Below are 14,428 nucleotides of genomic sequence, written 5' to 3'. Positions count from 1 at the left end.
CGGTCCGACGGTCCGACCGTCCGACGCATGCTGGAGGGTTCACTCCACTGTGACGTGGGCCAGGGCCCAGGAGGTGTGGTCGAAGGACGTGCGGTTGTCGGCGTCCTCGACCACGAGGCGCAGCACACGCACCCCGCGGACGTCCAGGTCGACGCGGACCGGGCCGGTGGCCGCGGTGAGCGTGGGGGTGGTCAGCAGCAGGCGGTCGTCGCCGTAGACCTTGGCCCGGGTGGCACCGGCGCTGCTCTGCTTGGCGGAGAAGTCGTCGATGCCGACCAGAGAGGTGAACCGGACGGCGGCGGCGCCGAGGTGGTAGGCGATGTCGCTGGGCGCGTGGACGCCCAGGCCCTTGGGGTACGTCGTACCGCCGAAGGAGATCAGCGGGCCGTCGCCGGCGGCGTTCTTGCCGTTGGAGGTGTCGCGCTCCACCGGCCCCCAGCCGTTGGTGGCGCTGATCCAGGTGAGGTCGGAGAGGTACGAGTCGCGGACGGGAGCGGCCGGCGGGGTGGGGACGGTGCCCGTAGCCGGGTAGTGGACCGGCCCGGACGCAGTGGCGGCGGTGCCTTCCGCGGTGAACGCCCACGCGGTCGCGGCGGTGGCATTCGCGGGCGGGGTCACCTGCCAGGAGGTGGTGAGGCGACCGCCGGCGGCGAGCTGGTCCGCCGTGGTCGGGGAGGCGGGGGTCACGGTCCAGCCGGTGGGGGCGCTCAGGGCGAGCGCGGCGTTGGTCCAGGGCCGTGCGGACCCGTTGTCCAGTGTGGCGGTCACGGTGAACGCCTCACCGGGGACGGCCAGCCTGGGCAGGGTCAGCCTGGTGCCGAACGGTGTGCGGGGATAGGTGTCCTTCCAGGAGGAGCGCATCAGCGCCACGAGTTCGCCGGCCTTCGCCGCGTGCTTGTCGATGACGTTACGGGTCTCGGCGGGATCGGTGGCCAGGTCGTACAGCTCCACCTGCCACTTGGCGTCGGGGAGGTTGTGGTCCCGCTCGGGGGCGAAGCGGACGGCCTTCCAGTGGTCCCGGCGGACCGCCTCGGCCAGCCACGTGGCGCGTTTGTTGTCCTGCGCGTTGGCCCGGCTGGTGACGCCCCACTCGTCGCGGAACCAGTACAGGTGTCCGTGGCGGGCCGAGTCGGCGCTGCCGGCCAGCAGGGGAGCGGCGGACAGGCCGTCCACGTCGGTGGGGGAGGGGGCGCCGCCGAGCTCGGCCAGGGTGGGGAGCACGTCGGTCAGCGGGGTCGGACGGTCGCTGGTGCCCTGCCTGACGCGGCCGGGGCCCCAGGCGATGAGCGGGATCCGTACGCCGCCCTCGTAGAGGTTGCGCTTGTAGCCGCGCAGCGGGCCGTTGGCGTCGAACAGGTCGGGGTTGACACCGCCCTCCTCGTGGGGACCGTTGTCGCTGGTGACGAGGACGACGGTGTCCTGCTCCAGCCCGCGGGCGCGCAGCCGGTCGACCACCTTGCCGACGAGCGCGTCGAAGGAGCTGACCTGGGCCGCGTGCCCCGCGTTCGCGGCCGTCCAGCCGCGGTCGGCGTACGCGCTGGTGTCGGGTGCGTCGCTGGGTGCGTGCGGCACGTTCGGGGTGAGCAGCAGCAGGAACGGCTCGTCGGCATGGGCGTCGATGAACTCCAGGGCGTGCTGCTCCAGCAGGTCGGGGGCGTACAAGGCCTTCGCGCCGTCGGCGTTGGCTGGGATGGGCTCCTTGGCGTCGTTGTGCCACAGGTACTCGGGGTAGTACTCGTGGGCGTGGCCGTGGGTGATGTAGCCGTAGAACTCCTCGAAGCCGCGGGCGGCCGGATGGCTCTCCTGGCCGGCCGTCTCCGGTCCGAAGCCCCACTTGCCGACCAGGGCCGTCCGGTAGCCGCGGGCCCGGAGCACCTGGGCGAAGGTGGTGTCGGCGGCGGTGAGCGACCCCTGGCCACCGGACGAGGGATTGGCGCGCACCGTGGCGTGGCCGGTGTGCAGTCCGGTCAGCAGGGAGCAGCGGGAGGGTGCGCACACGGCGGCGGTGGAGTATGCGTCGGTGAAGCGCAGTCCCTCGGCGGCGAGCCGGTCCAGGCGGGGAGTGGTGATCAGCTTCTGGCCGTAGGCGCCGAGTTCTCCGTAGCCGAGGTCGTCCGCAAGGACGACGACGAAGTTCGGAGGCCTGCTGACCTGGCCGTCCTCCGCCTCCGGGACCGCCACCGAGGCCGCTGCCCGCTCCGACCCGGCGACGGTGGAAGTGACGGTGGTCAAACCGAGCACGGCGGAGGAACCGGCCAGGAAGGTACGGCGGCTGGGCATGGGTGACTGCTCCTCGATGGCGGCTGCGGGTGTCCAGCCGATCATGGGTCGGCGAAGCGAACCTGTTCCATGCACAGGGCATGAAGAACATGTGTCGGCGCCCTGCGCCGCGGAGCCGTTCACTTCGCTCGCCGCCGGCGCACCCGTCGTCGAGGCGGACGCCCGCCACCGTCCCCGTGCCCCGCTGGTGTCCCACGCATCGACGATGAACGCCCCATGGAGACGTCCGGGCGAGCCCCGGTTGTTGCCGCTGCATGGCGACCTCGTGGCACTCGTGCGGCCTCCCGTCCGGGCGGCCCGGAAGTGTCTAACATCCCCGGCACGGCCTGGGCCCCATGGACCGCGTGGGCCGTGCCCGTTCCGACTCAGCCAAGGACCGGTTCCGCCATGAGCGTTTCCCCCACCCTCAGCGTCGGCGAAGCGAAGGCCCGCCTGCCCCAGCTGACCGTCGTTGACGTCCGGACCCCCGGCGAATTCGCCTCCGGTCATCTGCCGGACTCCGTCAACGTCCCCCTCGACCGGATCGAGCGGAGCCTGCCCGAGCTCCGGCAGGCCGCCGAGCGGGGCGCCCTGTTGCTGGTGTGCGCCTCCGGAGCCCGCTCAGGGAAGGCCGCGGCGGCCCTCGCCGCGCACGGCGTCCCCGCTGCCGGCCTCACCGGCGGCATCAGCGCCTGGACGGCCGCCGGCCACGGCCTCCATGCCCCGGACGGCCCGGCCCGGGCCGTGTGGGGCATGGAACGCCAGGTCCGCTTCACCGCCGGTGCCATCGTGCTGCTCGGCCTGCTCCTCGGGCTGTTCGTGCACCCGGCCTTCCAACTGCTGTCCGCGGCGATCGCCGCGGGCTTGGTGTTCTCCGCGCTCACCGACACCTGCGGTATGGCGGTGGTCCTCGGCCGACTGCCGTTCAACCGCCGCGGCAGCGAGGCCCGCCCGTGACCGAGCCGGCCGGTACCCCGAACCGCCGCGACCCCTACGAGGGGTTCGCGGGCCACGTGGGCCGCACCTTCGCCGAGTCCGAACCCGCCTGGCCGCCGCGGCGCACGCCCGGCGGCGGCGCCCCGAACATCGTCGTCGTCCTCGTCGACGACATGGGCTACAGCGACATCGGCCCCTTCGGCGCCGAGATCGCCACCCCCGTACTCGACGGGCTGGCCGCGAACGGCCTGCGGCTGGCCAACTACCACACCATGCCGCTGTGCTCCCCCGCCCGGGCGGCCCTGCTCACGGGCCTCAACCCGCACCGCGTCGGGTACTCGACGGTCGCCAACTCCGACCCCGGATTCCCCGGTTACGGCATGGAGATCGGCCAGGACGTCCCCACCCTCGCCGAGGTGCTGCACGACGCGGGATACGCCACCTACGCGGTCGGCAAATGGCACCTGACCCGAGACTCCGCCTCCCACGCCGCCGACGACCGGCGCAACTGGCCGCTGCAGAAGGGCTTCGACCGGTACTACGGCGTGCTGGAGGGCCTGACCAGCCTGTTCCACCCCCACCAACTGGTCCGCGACAACAGCCCACTCGACATCGACGAACTGCCCGACGGCTACTACTACACCGACGACATCACCGACGAGGCCATCGCCATGGTGAAGTCGCTGCGCGCGCACGACCCCGACAAGCCGTTCTTCCTCTACCTCGCGCACAACGCCGTCCACGGTCCGCTCCAGGCCAAGCCCGAGGACGTCGAGCGGCAGCGCGGCCGCTACGACGGCGGCTGGGACGCGCTGCGCGGCACCCGCTTCGCCCGCCAGATCGCCGACGGCCTGTTCCCCGAAGGCACCGCCCTCCCGGACCGCAACCCCGAGGCCGGTTTCGACGTCGGCCCCTGGGAGGAGCTCACGCCCGGTCAGCGGCAACGCTACGCCCGCTACATGGAGGTGTACGCGGCGATGGTCGACAACATCGACCAGAACCTCGGGCGGCTCACCGACACCCTGCGTGCCCTCGGAGAACTCGACAACACCGTCATCGTCTTCACCTCCGACAACGGCGGCACCGGCGAGGGCGGGGCCGAGGGCACCCGCAGCTACTTCAGCCGCTTCATCCACCAGCCCGTCCCCGACGACTGGGACCCGGACGTCCCACGGGACACCGAGCTCATCGGCGGCCCGCGGAGCCTGGTGCACTACCCGCGCGGCTGGGGAATGGCCTCCAACACCCCGTTCCGGCTGTACAAGGGCCAGACCTACGCGGGCGGGGTGCGCGTCCCGTTCGTCATCTCCTGGCCGGACGGACTGCGGCGCGGCCCTGACGACCCCGGCATCCGCCACCAGTACCAGTACGTCACCGACGTCACCCCCACCCTCCTGGACCTGGCAGGCGTACGGCGGCCCGACCAGTGGCGTTCGCGCCCCGCGCAAGAGCTGGACGGGGTCAGCTTCACCCCGGTCCTGCGGGACGCCAGGACCCCGGGCGCGCACACCGAGCAGTACTGCGAGATGTCCGGGAACCGCAGCTACTACCGGGACGGCTGGAAGCTGGTCACCCTGCACCGGCCGGGCGCCCCGTACGACGACGGCGAATGGGCGCTGTACGACCTGACGACCGACCCGACCGAGACCACCGACGTCGCCGCCGACCACCCGGAGGTGGTGAAGGAGCTGGCCGCGGCCTGGGAAGCGGCGGCCTGGCGCAACGGCGTCTTCCCCCTCTCCGACGGCAGCGGGGCGCTCGCCCGGCGCCACCCCGCCGAGGAGCGGTTCCACCGCCCCCTCACGCTCCTGCCGGGCACCCCCGAGCTGGAGCGCTACCGGTCCTCCCGGCTGATCTCCTTCCGCTCCTTCGACATCTCGGTCGCGCTCGACGAGCACGGCGCCGGCGACCAGGGCGTGCTGGTGTCGCACGGCGACCAGGGCGGCGGCTACAGCCTGTACGTCGAAGACGGGCGGCTGCGCTTCGCCTACAACGAGTACGGCAGGCTGCACGAGGCCGACGCAGGTCCGCTGCCCGTCGGACGACGGACCGTCACCCTGTCGGCCACCGCGTCGGAGGGCCTGCGCTGGGAGTTCCGGCTGCTGGTCGACGGAGTGCAGACGGGGCGACTGGCCGGCAGCGTGCACCAGCTCATCGGGATGGCCCCGCTCCAGGGCATCAGCGTGGGAGTGGACCGCAAGTCGCCGGTCTCCTGGCCGGTGTACGAGCGCCACCGGGGCTTCCGCTACACCGGCGGCCTGCGATCCGTGACGTACACGCCCGGCGCGCAGGCACCGTACGCCCCGGAGCTGGTGGCCCGCGCGCTGCGCGAAGCGGCCGCCGCATTCGAATGAACTGCTGGGCGGCATCCTGCTGGCCCTCGGCAGCGCCGGCAAGGGCGCGACGGCCCGCCCGCGTTCCCAGGATGGTCAGGAGGCCGCTCGGGACGCGTAGGCGCGGATGTCGGCGTCGGGGTCGGTGGTGGCCACGGCGAGGGCAGTGCGGGCTTCGGGGACAGCGCGGTGGGAGAGGAGCGAGAGGACGGCGGCCTTGCGGACATCCGCGTTCGGATCGGCCAAGGTCTTGGCGAGGGCGGGGACCGCCTCGGCGGACAGGGCCGAGCGCAGGGCGGTTGCGGCGCCGGCCCGGACCTGCCAGGCGGGGTCGGCGAGTGCCGCCGCGGCCCGAGCGGCGTACGCGGGCGGGCATCCGGTTGCGGCCAGGGCGCCCAGCGCGGCGGCCCGGACCAGTGGGTCGGGGTCGTCCAGTAGTGGGTCGAGGGGAGCCGGCGCCGGAGCGTGCACGGCAGCGAGGCCGCGGGCCACCGCGACCCGGACCTCACGGGCCGGGTCGGTGGCGGCCACCGCCAGTTCCGGCACCGCGTCCACCGAGACCAGGGCGCGGACGGCGGTGGCGCGGACCTCGATGTCGACGTCGGAGAGCGCGGCGGCGTACACCCCGGCGTCGCCCAGCCGCAGCGTCCGCAGCACGTCGAGAGCGGCGGCCCGTACGCCTGGGTCATCGACTCCCAGGGCCGCCCGCAGTCCGTCCCCCAGCTCCGGTTCGGCGGGCAGGACCTCGACGAGCTCGCGCAGCGTGGCCGCGGCAGCGGCCCGGACCCGGGGTGCGGTGTCCCGCAGGCGCGCGGCGAGCGCGGGGCCGGCGTCGGCCGGAAGCGTCTCGCCGAGGGCGGCGATGGCCGCTGCCCGCACCGCGGGATCGGCGTCCGCCAGGTAGGGACGGAGCGCGTCCAGGTCGGGGGACTCCTCGGCGAGGGAGAGCAGGCGGAGAAGGGCAGGGCTGGGCGCGGACACCTCCGGAGCCTCGGCGGGCGTCACCGCGGGTACCGCCGGGCGGGCGGCAGGCGCGGCGTCCCGCGGTCCGGCCGTGGCCACCGGCACCAGCGCGACCTCGCCCAGTCTGCGCTCCGGCCCCGCTTCCGGGGTGAACTCCGGCACCGGGACCGCGTACGGTTCGACGGGCCGCGCGGTGAACTCCATCGCGCCGGTGGGCGACTTGCGCAGGTCGAGGTGGTGCAGCCAGCGGGCGTCGTCACGCGCGGTGTGATCCAGCCGCTCGTGGTAGAGGCCCCAACGGGACTCGGTGCGGGCCAGCGAGGACCGGGCGGCCATCTCCGCGCAGTCCCGGATGAAGCTCACCTCGGCGCACCGCATCAATTCGTGTGCAGTGCGCGCCCCCATCCCGGTGATCTCCTCGGACATCCGGGTGAACGCCTCCACCGCCAGGGACAGCTTCGCGCCCGTCTTCGGCGGTGCCACGTAGTCGTTGACGAACCGACGCAGCTTGTACTCCACCTGCGGCTGCGGCGGCCCGTCGGGATGGCGCAGCGGCCGGTAGACGAGCTCGTGGGCGGCGGCCAGCTGGGGCTGCGGCAGCTCCCCCTCGTACGCCCGGTACTGTGCGGCGTCCTCGCCGGCCAGGTCGCCGAAGACGAACGCGCCGATCATGTAGTTGTGCGGCACGCAGGCCAGGTCACCGGCCGCGTACAGGCGGGGCACCGTGGTGCGGGCGTGCGCGTCCACCCGCACGCCGGAGGCGGAATGCCCGCCGCACAACCCGATCTCCGAGATGTGCATCTCGATGTCGTGGGTGCGGTAGTCGTGGCCCCGACCCTCGTGGAAGGTGCCGCGGGTGGGCCGCTCCGTCGTGTGCAGGATCGATTCGACGGAGGCGATGGTCTCCTCGGGCAGGTGGCTGAGCTTGAGGTAGACCGGGGCGCGGTCCGAGGCGAGCTCGGCGGCGAACTCGGCCATCATCTGCCCCGACCAGTAGTCCGACTCCACGAACCGCTCGCCGTGCCGGTTCACCTGGTACCCGCCGAACGGGTTGGCGACATACGCGCAGGCGGGCCCGTTGTAGTCCTTGATCAGCGGGTTGATCTGGAAGCACTCGATGCCGGTGAGCGCGGCTCCGGCGTGGTAGGCCATGGCGTATCCGTCGCCCGCGTTGGTGGGGTTCTCGTACGTCCCGTACAGGTAGCCGGAGGCGGGCAGTCCGAGCCGGCCGCACGGCCCGGTGGCCAGGATCACCGCGCCCGCCCGGACGGTGACGAACTCGCCGGTGCGGGTGTGGAAGCCGGCCGCGCCGATCGCCCGGCCGTCGTCCGGGTGGGTGAGCACCCGGACCGGCATGACCCGGTTCTCGATGCGGATCCGCTCGCGCATCTCGCGTCGTCGCAGCTGCCGGTAGAGGACCTTCTTGACGTCCTTCCCCTCCGGCATCGGCAGCACGTACGAGCCCGACCGGTGGACCTGGCGGACCGCGTACTCGCCGTGCTCGTCCTTCTCGAACTTCACCCCGTACGACTCCAGCCGCTGGACCATCGCGAAGCCCCGGGTCGCGGTCTGCCGGACCGTGGACTGGTCCACGATGCCGTCGTTGGCGCGCGTGATCTCGGCGACGTAGTCGTCAGGGTCGGCCCGGCCCGGGATGATCGCGTTGTTGACGCCGTCCATGCCCATCGCCAGCGCGCCGGAATGCCGTACGTGCGCCTTCTCCAGCAGCAGCACCTGCGCACCGCGCTCGGCCGCGGTCAGCGCGGCCATGGTGCCGGCGGTTCCGCCGCCGATGACGAGGACGTCGCAGGAGAGTTCTGCCGCGTCGGCGAGGGCGGGGATGGCCAGGGGGGCGTCCACCAGGGTGTCCACGGGGGTGCCTTTCAGAGGGATTCGAGAACGTGGCGGCGCAGTTCGGCGGTGTCGGGGTCGTGCTGCGCGCCGCGCTTGCGCGGGTGCGGTACGTCCAGCACCTCGCCGGTGCCCAGCAGCACGACCCGGTCGCCGAGGTGGAGGGCCTCGTCCACCTCGTGGGTGACGAAGACGACGGTCGCGCCCGTGCCGGCCAGGATGTCCACCAGCAGGTCCTGCATCCCGGCGCGGGTGTGCGCGTCGAGCGCGCCGAAGGGCTCGTCCATCAAGACGACGCGGGGCCGGCCGGCCAGGGCCCGGGCCAGCTGGACGCGCTGGCGCTGGCCGCCGGACAGCTGGTGCGGCAGCTTGTGGGCGTGCTCGGCCAGACCGACGCGGTCCAGCCATTCGGCCGCGGACCGCCGCCGCTCGGCTCGGGGGACCCGGCGGATCGCCAGGGGAAGTTCCACGTTGGCGCGGACGGTGCGCCAGGGCAGCAGGGCGTCGTGCTGGAAGACCAGCGCCCGGTCGGCGTCGGGCCGGGCGATCGTTTCGCCGTCCTGGGTGACCTGTCCGTCCAGGGGGGACAGCAGCCCGGCGAGGGTGCGCAGCAGGGTGGACTTCCCGCAGCCGGACGGACCGACCACGGCCAGCAGTTCCCCCGGTGCGATATGCAGGGTGACGGTGCCCGGCAGGGCGGCGCCGTCCGTGTGGCCGAGCCGTACGTCCTGCAAGGCGAGTGCGGCCCCGGTCGTCGGGGGCGCGGCGGGCAGGGTCGCGGTGCTCATGGGACCGGCTCCTTCCGGGGGATGGGGGAGAGGGGCGCAGAGCCCGTGGCGGCGGGTTCGGCGCCGGTGTGAGCGGAGGCGCGAGCGCTGCTGCGGAACGCCACCGGATGACGCCTTCCTCCGACGGCTCCCCGCCCGGCCGGACGGGGCAGCCAGGCGGTGGCGCGGCGGCCCAGCAGTTCCACCGCGGTCGAGGTGAGCCATCCCAGGGCTCCGATGGTGGCCATGCCGACGAAGACCCCCGGGTAGTCGACGACCGTGTAGTCCTGCCAGGTGCGGTAGCCCACTCCGTACTCGCCGGAGATCATTTCGGCGGAGATCACGCAGATCCACGAGACGCCGATGCCCACCGAGAGGCCGCCGAAGATGCCCGGCAGGGCGCCGGGCAGCACCACGGAGAACAGCATCCGCAGCCGGCCGCCTCCCATGGTGAGCACGGCCTCCTCCCAGATGGGGGTGAGCGCCCGGACCGCGTGCCGGGTCGACACCACCACCGGGAAGAAGGCGGCGGCGAAGGTGATGAACACGATGCCCTGCTCGTTGGTGGGCAGGAGCAGGATGGCGACGGGTACCAGGGCGATGGCCGGCACCGGCCGCACCACCTCCACCAAGGGGCCCAGCAGGTCGGCGGCCCACCGGGACCGGGCGATCGCCGTGCCGGCCACCACCCCCAGCACTGCGGCGAGCAGGAAGCCCACCACGATCCGGCGCAGGCTGTGGCCCAGGTCCTGCCAGTACGGGCCGGTGCCGATGCGGTCGGTGAAGGCGGAGGCCACCTCGCCGACCGTCGGGAACTGCTCGAACCGCAGCCACAGGTTGACGTCCAGGGAAGTCAGCAGCTGCCACAGCCCGAGGGCCGCGGCCAGCGAGGCGGCGCGGATCAGCCGGCGACCCGCGGTCATGACGCGAGGCCCACAGCGTCCGTGTAGCGGATGATCCGTGCCCCGGCATGAGCGTCGACGTACCGCTGTGCACTGGCCGGCGTGACGAAGGCGCTCAGCTCGGCGCCGTCCGCCACCCACACCGCCTTGTCGGCGAACCAAAGGGTGCCGGTCAGCGCGTCCGGCACGTACGCGGCGCGTACGTCGGCGTCCTTGGCCGCCTTCAGCAGCTCCTTGGGGCTGTCGAAGGTGCGGGTGGTGGACTGGCCCTTCAGCCACAGCTCGGGCTTGACCGCGCCCGCCGTCGGGTAGGCCGGGGCCTGCACGGCCCGCTTCAGAGGCGCCGGGTCGACGAAGGCATCCACGTCGACGTCGCCCACCAGTGCGGCCGACTTGAGCACCGGCACGTCCTCCTTCAGCGCGGCGATCAGCTCCGGACGGAGCTCCGGGTCGAAGGTGGCGATGCCGTTCGCGCCGTTGTAGAGGTAGACCACTTCGGCCGGCAGTCCGGTCTCCTTGGCCACCGACTCGGCGGCCGCGACCGGCTGCTCGCGCAGGTGGTCGGTGGCCCGCCGCTGCGCCGTGAGGAAGTCGTCGAGGACCCCGGCCCGTTCCTTGGCGAACTTCTCCCGGACCGTGACCCCGTGGAAGGTCGGCAGGTTCAGTTCCGCCCCGTCGTAGAGGGCCGTGGCGCGCCCCTCGAACGCCAGCTGGCCCGGCCAGGCGACGAACTGGGAGAGCGCGTCGGCGCTGCCCGCGGCCAGGGCCGACGCGCCCACGCTGGGCTGCTGGTTGAGCTTCTGGATGTCCTTGTCGGCGTCGATTCCCGCTCGCTGGAGGGCCCGGACCAGGGTGCCGTCGGCGGCCGAGCCCACGCTGGTGGACACCCGCTTGCCGCGCAGGTCGGCCAGCGACCGGACGGGCGAGCCGGGAGCGGTGACCACGGTGTTCAGCCCGCCCCGCAGGTTGTAGCCGGTGACCGCGACCAGCCGGGTCGGCTGCTTGAGTTCCTTGCCGCGGGCCGCGTTGATCAGCAGGGGGAAATCGCCCATCGAACCGATGTCGATCTTCCCGGCGGTCATCTGAGCGGTGATCGGGGCACCGGTCGCGTAGTCCTGCCACTCGACCTTGTAGGTGGTGCCGTCCTTCTTCCCCCGGGCCTTGAGCTCTTCCTCGAAGTAGCCGAGGGAACGCAGCAAGGTGCCGGCGGTCACGGTGTTGATGGTCTTCGACTGGTAGCCGACCGTCACCGTGACCGTCTTCGAGGCGGCCTCGCCGTCGGCGCCGGTCGAGGCGCCGCAGGCAGCGGTCAGCGGGAGCAGCACGGCGAGCGAGAGGAGGGGGCGCATGTGGAGTCTCGCGCTGTTCATGGGAGTTCGGCCTTTCACCGGAGCAGGTAGGGCATGTTGACGGTGACCGCACCGGTGGGGCAGCGGGCCGCGCACGGGCCGCAGTACCAGCACTCGTCCACGTGCATGTACGCCTTGCCGTTGTCCTCGCGGATCGCGAGCGAGTCGAGCGGACACATGTCGACACAGAGCGTGCAGCCGTCGATGCACTTGGATTCGTCGATGGTCACGGGCACGTCGGCGCGCTGAGGAACAAGAGGCATGGCTGGCTCCAAGGGCCCGGAAAGGCGGGGAACGGAGGAACGGAAGGAGGGAGGTGCTCAGGTGCTCAGAGGGAGCGGCGCAGCACACCGCTCATGGTGATGCGGTCGCCGCGGAACCGGATGAACTCCAGGTCCACCGGCCGCCCGTCGGACAGGTGGGTCAGCCGTTCCAGCATCAGTACGGCGGCCCCGCGTGGGGCCTCGAGCACCGCGGCGGAGTGCGCGTCGGCGTTGACGGCCTCCAGGGTGATCTCGGCATGGCCCAGCGGTCCGCCGGTCAGTGACTCCAGGAGCCGGAACACGTCCGTGTTCTCCAGGTCGCAGCCGAGCAGTGCGCTGCCCACGTCCATGGGCAGGTAGGACAGGTCGAGGGACAGCGGCAGTCCGCCCAGGCGGCGCAGCCGCTCGATACAGAGCACCTCGGTGTGTTCGGGCAGGCCCAGCCGGTGGGCCACCGGACCGGGGGCCGTCACCGGCCCCACGGTGCGGACCTCGTTGGTGACCCTGCCGTGCTCGTGCAGCGTCTCGGCCAGCCCCTGGAGGCGGTCCAGGCCGTGCCGGTACTTCTCGCACACCACGACGGTGCCGACGCCCGGCTGCCGCTCGACGAGCTGCTCGCCGCGCAGCAGGTCCAGTGCCTGCCGGACGGTGTTGCGGCTGGCCCGGTAGTCGGCGGCGATGGCGTCCTCGAGGGGCAGGAGACCGCCCGGGAAGTTGCCTGCCAGGATCTGGTGGCGCAGCAGGTCGGCGAGCTGCCGGGCCTGGTCCGCACGCAGCCGCCGGCGGCGCGCGGCGGCGACCGGTCGGGCGGCGGGGGCGGGTTCGGCTGGCATGGAAGGAACGTACTGGGCCCACGGCACCGATGGTGTTGCCGCAGTATTGCGCCACCTGATGGACCGTGGGCACCGCTCTGACCTGCGGTTTCATGGGGCGGTCGGCGAGATCCGCCACCGGGCGACCACCACGTGGACCAGTCGGTGACCACGATGCGAACGGCACGCCCATCCCCTTCAACGGCAACGGCCCCGCAGGGGGCGAAGCCTCTGCGGAGCCGGCGGTGCTGTGTGCCGGGCGTGCCGGCGTGGGGTGGGATGCGGCGCGGCATCCTGTATGGAAAGCGATCCGTTGGTTCAGTCCTTGACCAGCAGGCCGCGGCTGCGCAGGACCCACCGCTCGACCGGGCTGAAGATGAGCAGGTCGATGGCGATGCCGACCGCCAGGATCAGGATGATCGCGAGGAACACGCCCGGCAGGTCGATGTTGTTGCGGCCGTTCTCCAGCAACTGGCCGAGCCCGAGGCCCAGGTCGGGGGAGCTGGCGATGATCTCGGCGGCCATCAGCGAGCGCCAGGAGAAGGCCCAGCCCTGCTTCAGACCGGCCAGGTAGCCCGGCAGCGCGGCCGGCATGACGATGTGGCGGGCCCCCACCAGTCCGGTGGCGCCCAGAGTGCGCCCGGCCCGCAGGTACAGCGGCGGGATCTGGTCGATGCCGGAGACGAGGCCGTTGGCGATGGAGGGGACGGCGCCCAGCAGGATGACCGTGTACATCATCGCGTCGTTCAGGCCGAACCACAGGACGGCCGGCGGCACCCAGGCCACCGAGGGCAGGGACTGCAGGCCCTGGAGGATCGGGCCGATCGCGGCGCGGACGAACTTCACCCGGGCGACGAGCAGTCCGAGCGGGGTGCCGATGGCCAGGGCGAGGAGGAAGCCGAGCAGGCCGCGCGACACGCTGGTCCAGATGACCTCCAGCAAGGTGCCATTCACCCACATGCCGGACAGGCTCTCCCACACCGCGGACAGAGACGGGAGCTTGGTCTCGTCGGTGATTCGAGCAGAGACGAGGACCTGCCAGACGGCCAGCACCAGGGTGACGGCCAGGACCGGCGGAAGGACCTTCTTGACGAGGACTTCCCGGACCGGGGTGCGGCGGATCTCGACCGCGTCGAGGGCGTCGAGCCCGGCCTCCAGGCCCGCGAGGTCGTCCCGCTTCGCCTTGGTGTCAGTGCTGGCCATGGCGGCGGATCTCCCCACGCAGGTGTTCAGTGATCTCGAGGGACAGTTCCGCCACGTCCGCGTCCTCGATGCGGCGCGGCTGGGGGATGTCCACGGTCCATTCCCTGGCGACCCGGCCGGGGCGGGAGGAGAGCAGGACCACGCGTTGTGCGAGGCGCACGGCCTCGCGCACGTTGTGTGTGACGAACAGGACCGACAGGCTGGTCTCCGTCCAGATGCGGGCGAGTTCGCCGTGCAGTACGTCCCGGGTGATGGCGTCGAGCGCGGCGAACGGTTCGTCCATCAGCAGGAGTTGGCTGTCCTGGGCGAGTGCCCGGGCCAGGGCGACGCGCTGGCGCATGCCGCCGGACAGTTCGTGGACGCGCTTGCCGTACGCGCCTCCCAGCCGGACCAGCTCCAGCAGCCTCTCGGCCTCCGTGCGGCGGTCGGCCTTGGGTACCCCGCGCAGCCGCAGGGCGAGTTCGATGTTCTTGCCCGCGGTCAGCCACGGGAAGAGGGCGTGCTCCTGGAACATGAGCGCCGGCCGGCCGGGGGTCTCGATCGACCCGGCGGACGGCTTGTCCAGGCCCGCGACCAGGTTGAGCAGGGTGGACTTGCCGCACCCCGAGGCCCCCAGGATGGTGACGAACTCTCCGTGAGCGACATCGAGGCTGATGTCGTCCAGGACGAGCTGCGATCCGGCCGGGCCGGAGAAGGACTTCGAGACGTGCTCGATGCGGGCGGCGTGCGTGTGCTCCGCTACGGTGCCCTCGGCAGCCTTGGCAAGCGTGGTGGCCATGGTCGTCACCTC

The 14,428-nt window shown here is 72.5% G+C and carries 11 protein-coding genes; 2 read left to right on the top strand and 9 right to left on the bottom strand.

Features of this window, described 5'->3' with window-relative positions; translation table 11 throughout:
• Positions 1-39 precede the first annotated feature (39 nt).
• Positions 40-2,280 carry a sulfatase-like hydrolase/transferase gene (locus ACZ6I1_RS10375; protein ID WP_469285338.1) on the bottom strand — a complete coding sequence of 747 codons (2,241 nt, stop codon included), beginning with the start codon at positions 2,278-2,280 and terminating at the stop codon, positions 40-42.
• A gap of 387 nt (positions 2,281-2,667) precedes the next feature.
• Between ACZ6I1_RS10375 and ACZ6I1_RS10370 the strand changes: the two genes are divergently transcribed.
• Positions 2,668-3,216 (top strand): rhodanese-like domain-containing protein, encoded by a 549-nt coding sequence (locus ACZ6I1_RS10370; RefSeq protein ID WP_469285336.1) that lies wholly within the window; start codon positions 2,668-2,670, stop codon positions 3,214-3,216.
• Entirely contained in the window at positions 3,213-5,549 is a 2,337-nt protein-coding gene (locus ACZ6I1_RS10365; protein ID WP_469285334.1) for an arylsulfatase, read from the top strand. Before ACZ6I1_RS10370 ends, ACZ6I1_RS10365 begins: the two co-directional genes overlap by 4 nt.
• A 75-nt stretch (positions 5,550-5,624) precedes the next feature.
• Here ACZ6I1_RS10365 and ACZ6I1_RS10360 read toward each other — a convergent pair whose 3' ends face one another.
• From ACZ6I1_RS10360 to ACZ6I1_RS10325, 8 genes are all read right to left on the bottom strand, one after another.
• Positions 5,625-8,363, bottom strand: a complete 2,739-nt coding sequence (locus tag ACZ6I1_RS10360; RefSeq protein ID WP_469285332.1) for a fumarate reductase/succinate dehydrogenase flavoprotein subunit — start codon at positions 8,361-8,363, stop codon at positions 5,625-5,627.
• 11 nt (positions 8,364-8,374) lie between these two features.
• A complete protein-coding gene (locus ACZ6I1_RS10355) occupies positions 8,375-9,130 on the bottom strand; it encodes an ABC transporter ATP-binding protein (protein ID WP_469285330.1) in 756 nt (251 codons plus the stop codon).
• Positions 9,127-10,032, bottom strand: coding sequence for an ABC transporter permease (locus tag ACZ6I1_RS10350; RefSeq protein ID WP_469285328.1), 906 nt, complete (start codon positions 10,030-10,032; stop codon positions 9,127-9,129). Before ACZ6I1_RS10350 ends, ACZ6I1_RS10355 begins: the two co-directional genes overlap by 4 nt.
• Positions 10,029-11,381 (bottom strand): ABC transporter substrate-binding protein, encoded by a 1,353-nt coding sequence (locus ACZ6I1_RS10345; RefSeq protein WP_469285326.1) that lies wholly within the window; start codon positions 11,379-11,381, stop codon positions 10,029-10,031. The genes ACZ6I1_RS10350 and ACZ6I1_RS10345 overlap by 4 nt, the downstream gene beginning before the upstream one ends.
• 14 nt (positions 11,382-11,395) lie before the next feature.
• Entirely contained in the window at positions 11,396-11,623 is a 228-nt protein-coding gene (locus ACZ6I1_RS10340) for a 4Fe-4S dicluster domain-containing protein (RefSeq protein WP_125741086.1), read from the bottom strand.
• A 65-nt stretch (positions 11,624-11,688) separates the two neighbouring features.
• A complete protein-coding gene (locus ACZ6I1_RS10335; RefSeq protein WP_469285324.1) occupies positions 11,689-12,456 on the bottom strand; it encodes a GntR family transcriptional regulator in 768 nt (255 codons plus the stop codon).
• A gap of 297 nt (positions 12,457-12,753) precedes the next feature.
• The gene (locus ACZ6I1_RS10330; RefSeq protein ID WP_469285322.1) at positions 12,754-13,638 is read right to left on the bottom strand and encodes an ABC transporter permease; all 885 of its coding nucleotides are present in this window, start codon (positions 13,636-13,638) and stop codon (positions 12,754-12,756) included.
• Positions 13,625-14,416, bottom strand: a complete 792-nt coding sequence (locus tag ACZ6I1_RS10325; protein WP_469285852.1) for an ABC transporter ATP-binding protein — start codon at positions 14,414-14,416, stop codon at positions 13,625-13,627. The genes ACZ6I1_RS10330 and ACZ6I1_RS10325 overlap by 14 nt, the downstream gene beginning before the upstream one ends.
• Positions 14,417-14,428 lie beyond the last annotated feature (12 nt).

This window comes from Streptomyces sp. NPDC046303, from assembly GCF_055588085.1.
This window is presented reverse-complemented; position numbering and strand designations above follow the sequence as displayed.

Excerpts from the sequence above, each read along its gene's own strand:
- ACZ6I1_RS10375 (WP_469285338.1), bottom strand. The coding sequence starts at position 2,280 with ATGCCCAGCCGCCGTACCTTCCTGGCCGGTTCCTCCGCCGTGCTCGGT.
- ACZ6I1_RS10370 (WP_469285336.1), top strand. The coding sequence starts at position 2,668 with ATGAGCGTTTCCCCCACCCTCAGCGTCGGCGAAGCGAAGGCCCGCCTG.
- ACZ6I1_RS10355 (WP_469285330.1), bottom strand. The coding sequence starts at position 9,130 with ATGAGCACCGCGACCCTGCCCGCCGCGCCCCCGACGACCGGGGCCGCA.
- ACZ6I1_RS10350 (WP_469285328.1), bottom strand. The coding sequence starts at position 10,032 with ATGACCGCGGGTCGCCGGCTGATCCGCGCCGCCTCGCTGGCCGCGGCC.
- ACZ6I1_RS10345 (WP_469285326.1), bottom strand. The coding sequence starts at position 11,381 with ATGAACAGCGCGAGACTCCACATGCGCCCCCTCCTCTCGCTCGCCGTG.
- ACZ6I1_RS10340 (WP_125741086.1), bottom strand. The coding sequence starts at position 11,623 with ATGCCTCTTGTTCCTCAGCGCGCCGACGTGCCCGTGACCATCGACGAA.
- ACZ6I1_RS10335 (WP_469285324.1), bottom strand. The coding sequence starts at position 12,456 with ATGCCAGCCGAACCCGCCCCCGCCGCCCGACCGGTCGCCGCCGCGCGC.
- ACZ6I1_RS10330 (WP_469285322.1), bottom strand. The coding sequence starts at position 13,638 with ATGGCCAGCACTGACACCAAGGCGAAGCGGGACGACCTCGCGGGCCTG.
- ACZ6I1_RS10325 (WP_469285852.1), bottom strand. The coding sequence starts at position 14,416 with ATGGCCACCACGCTTGCCAAGGCTGCCGAGGGCACCGTAGCGGAGCAC.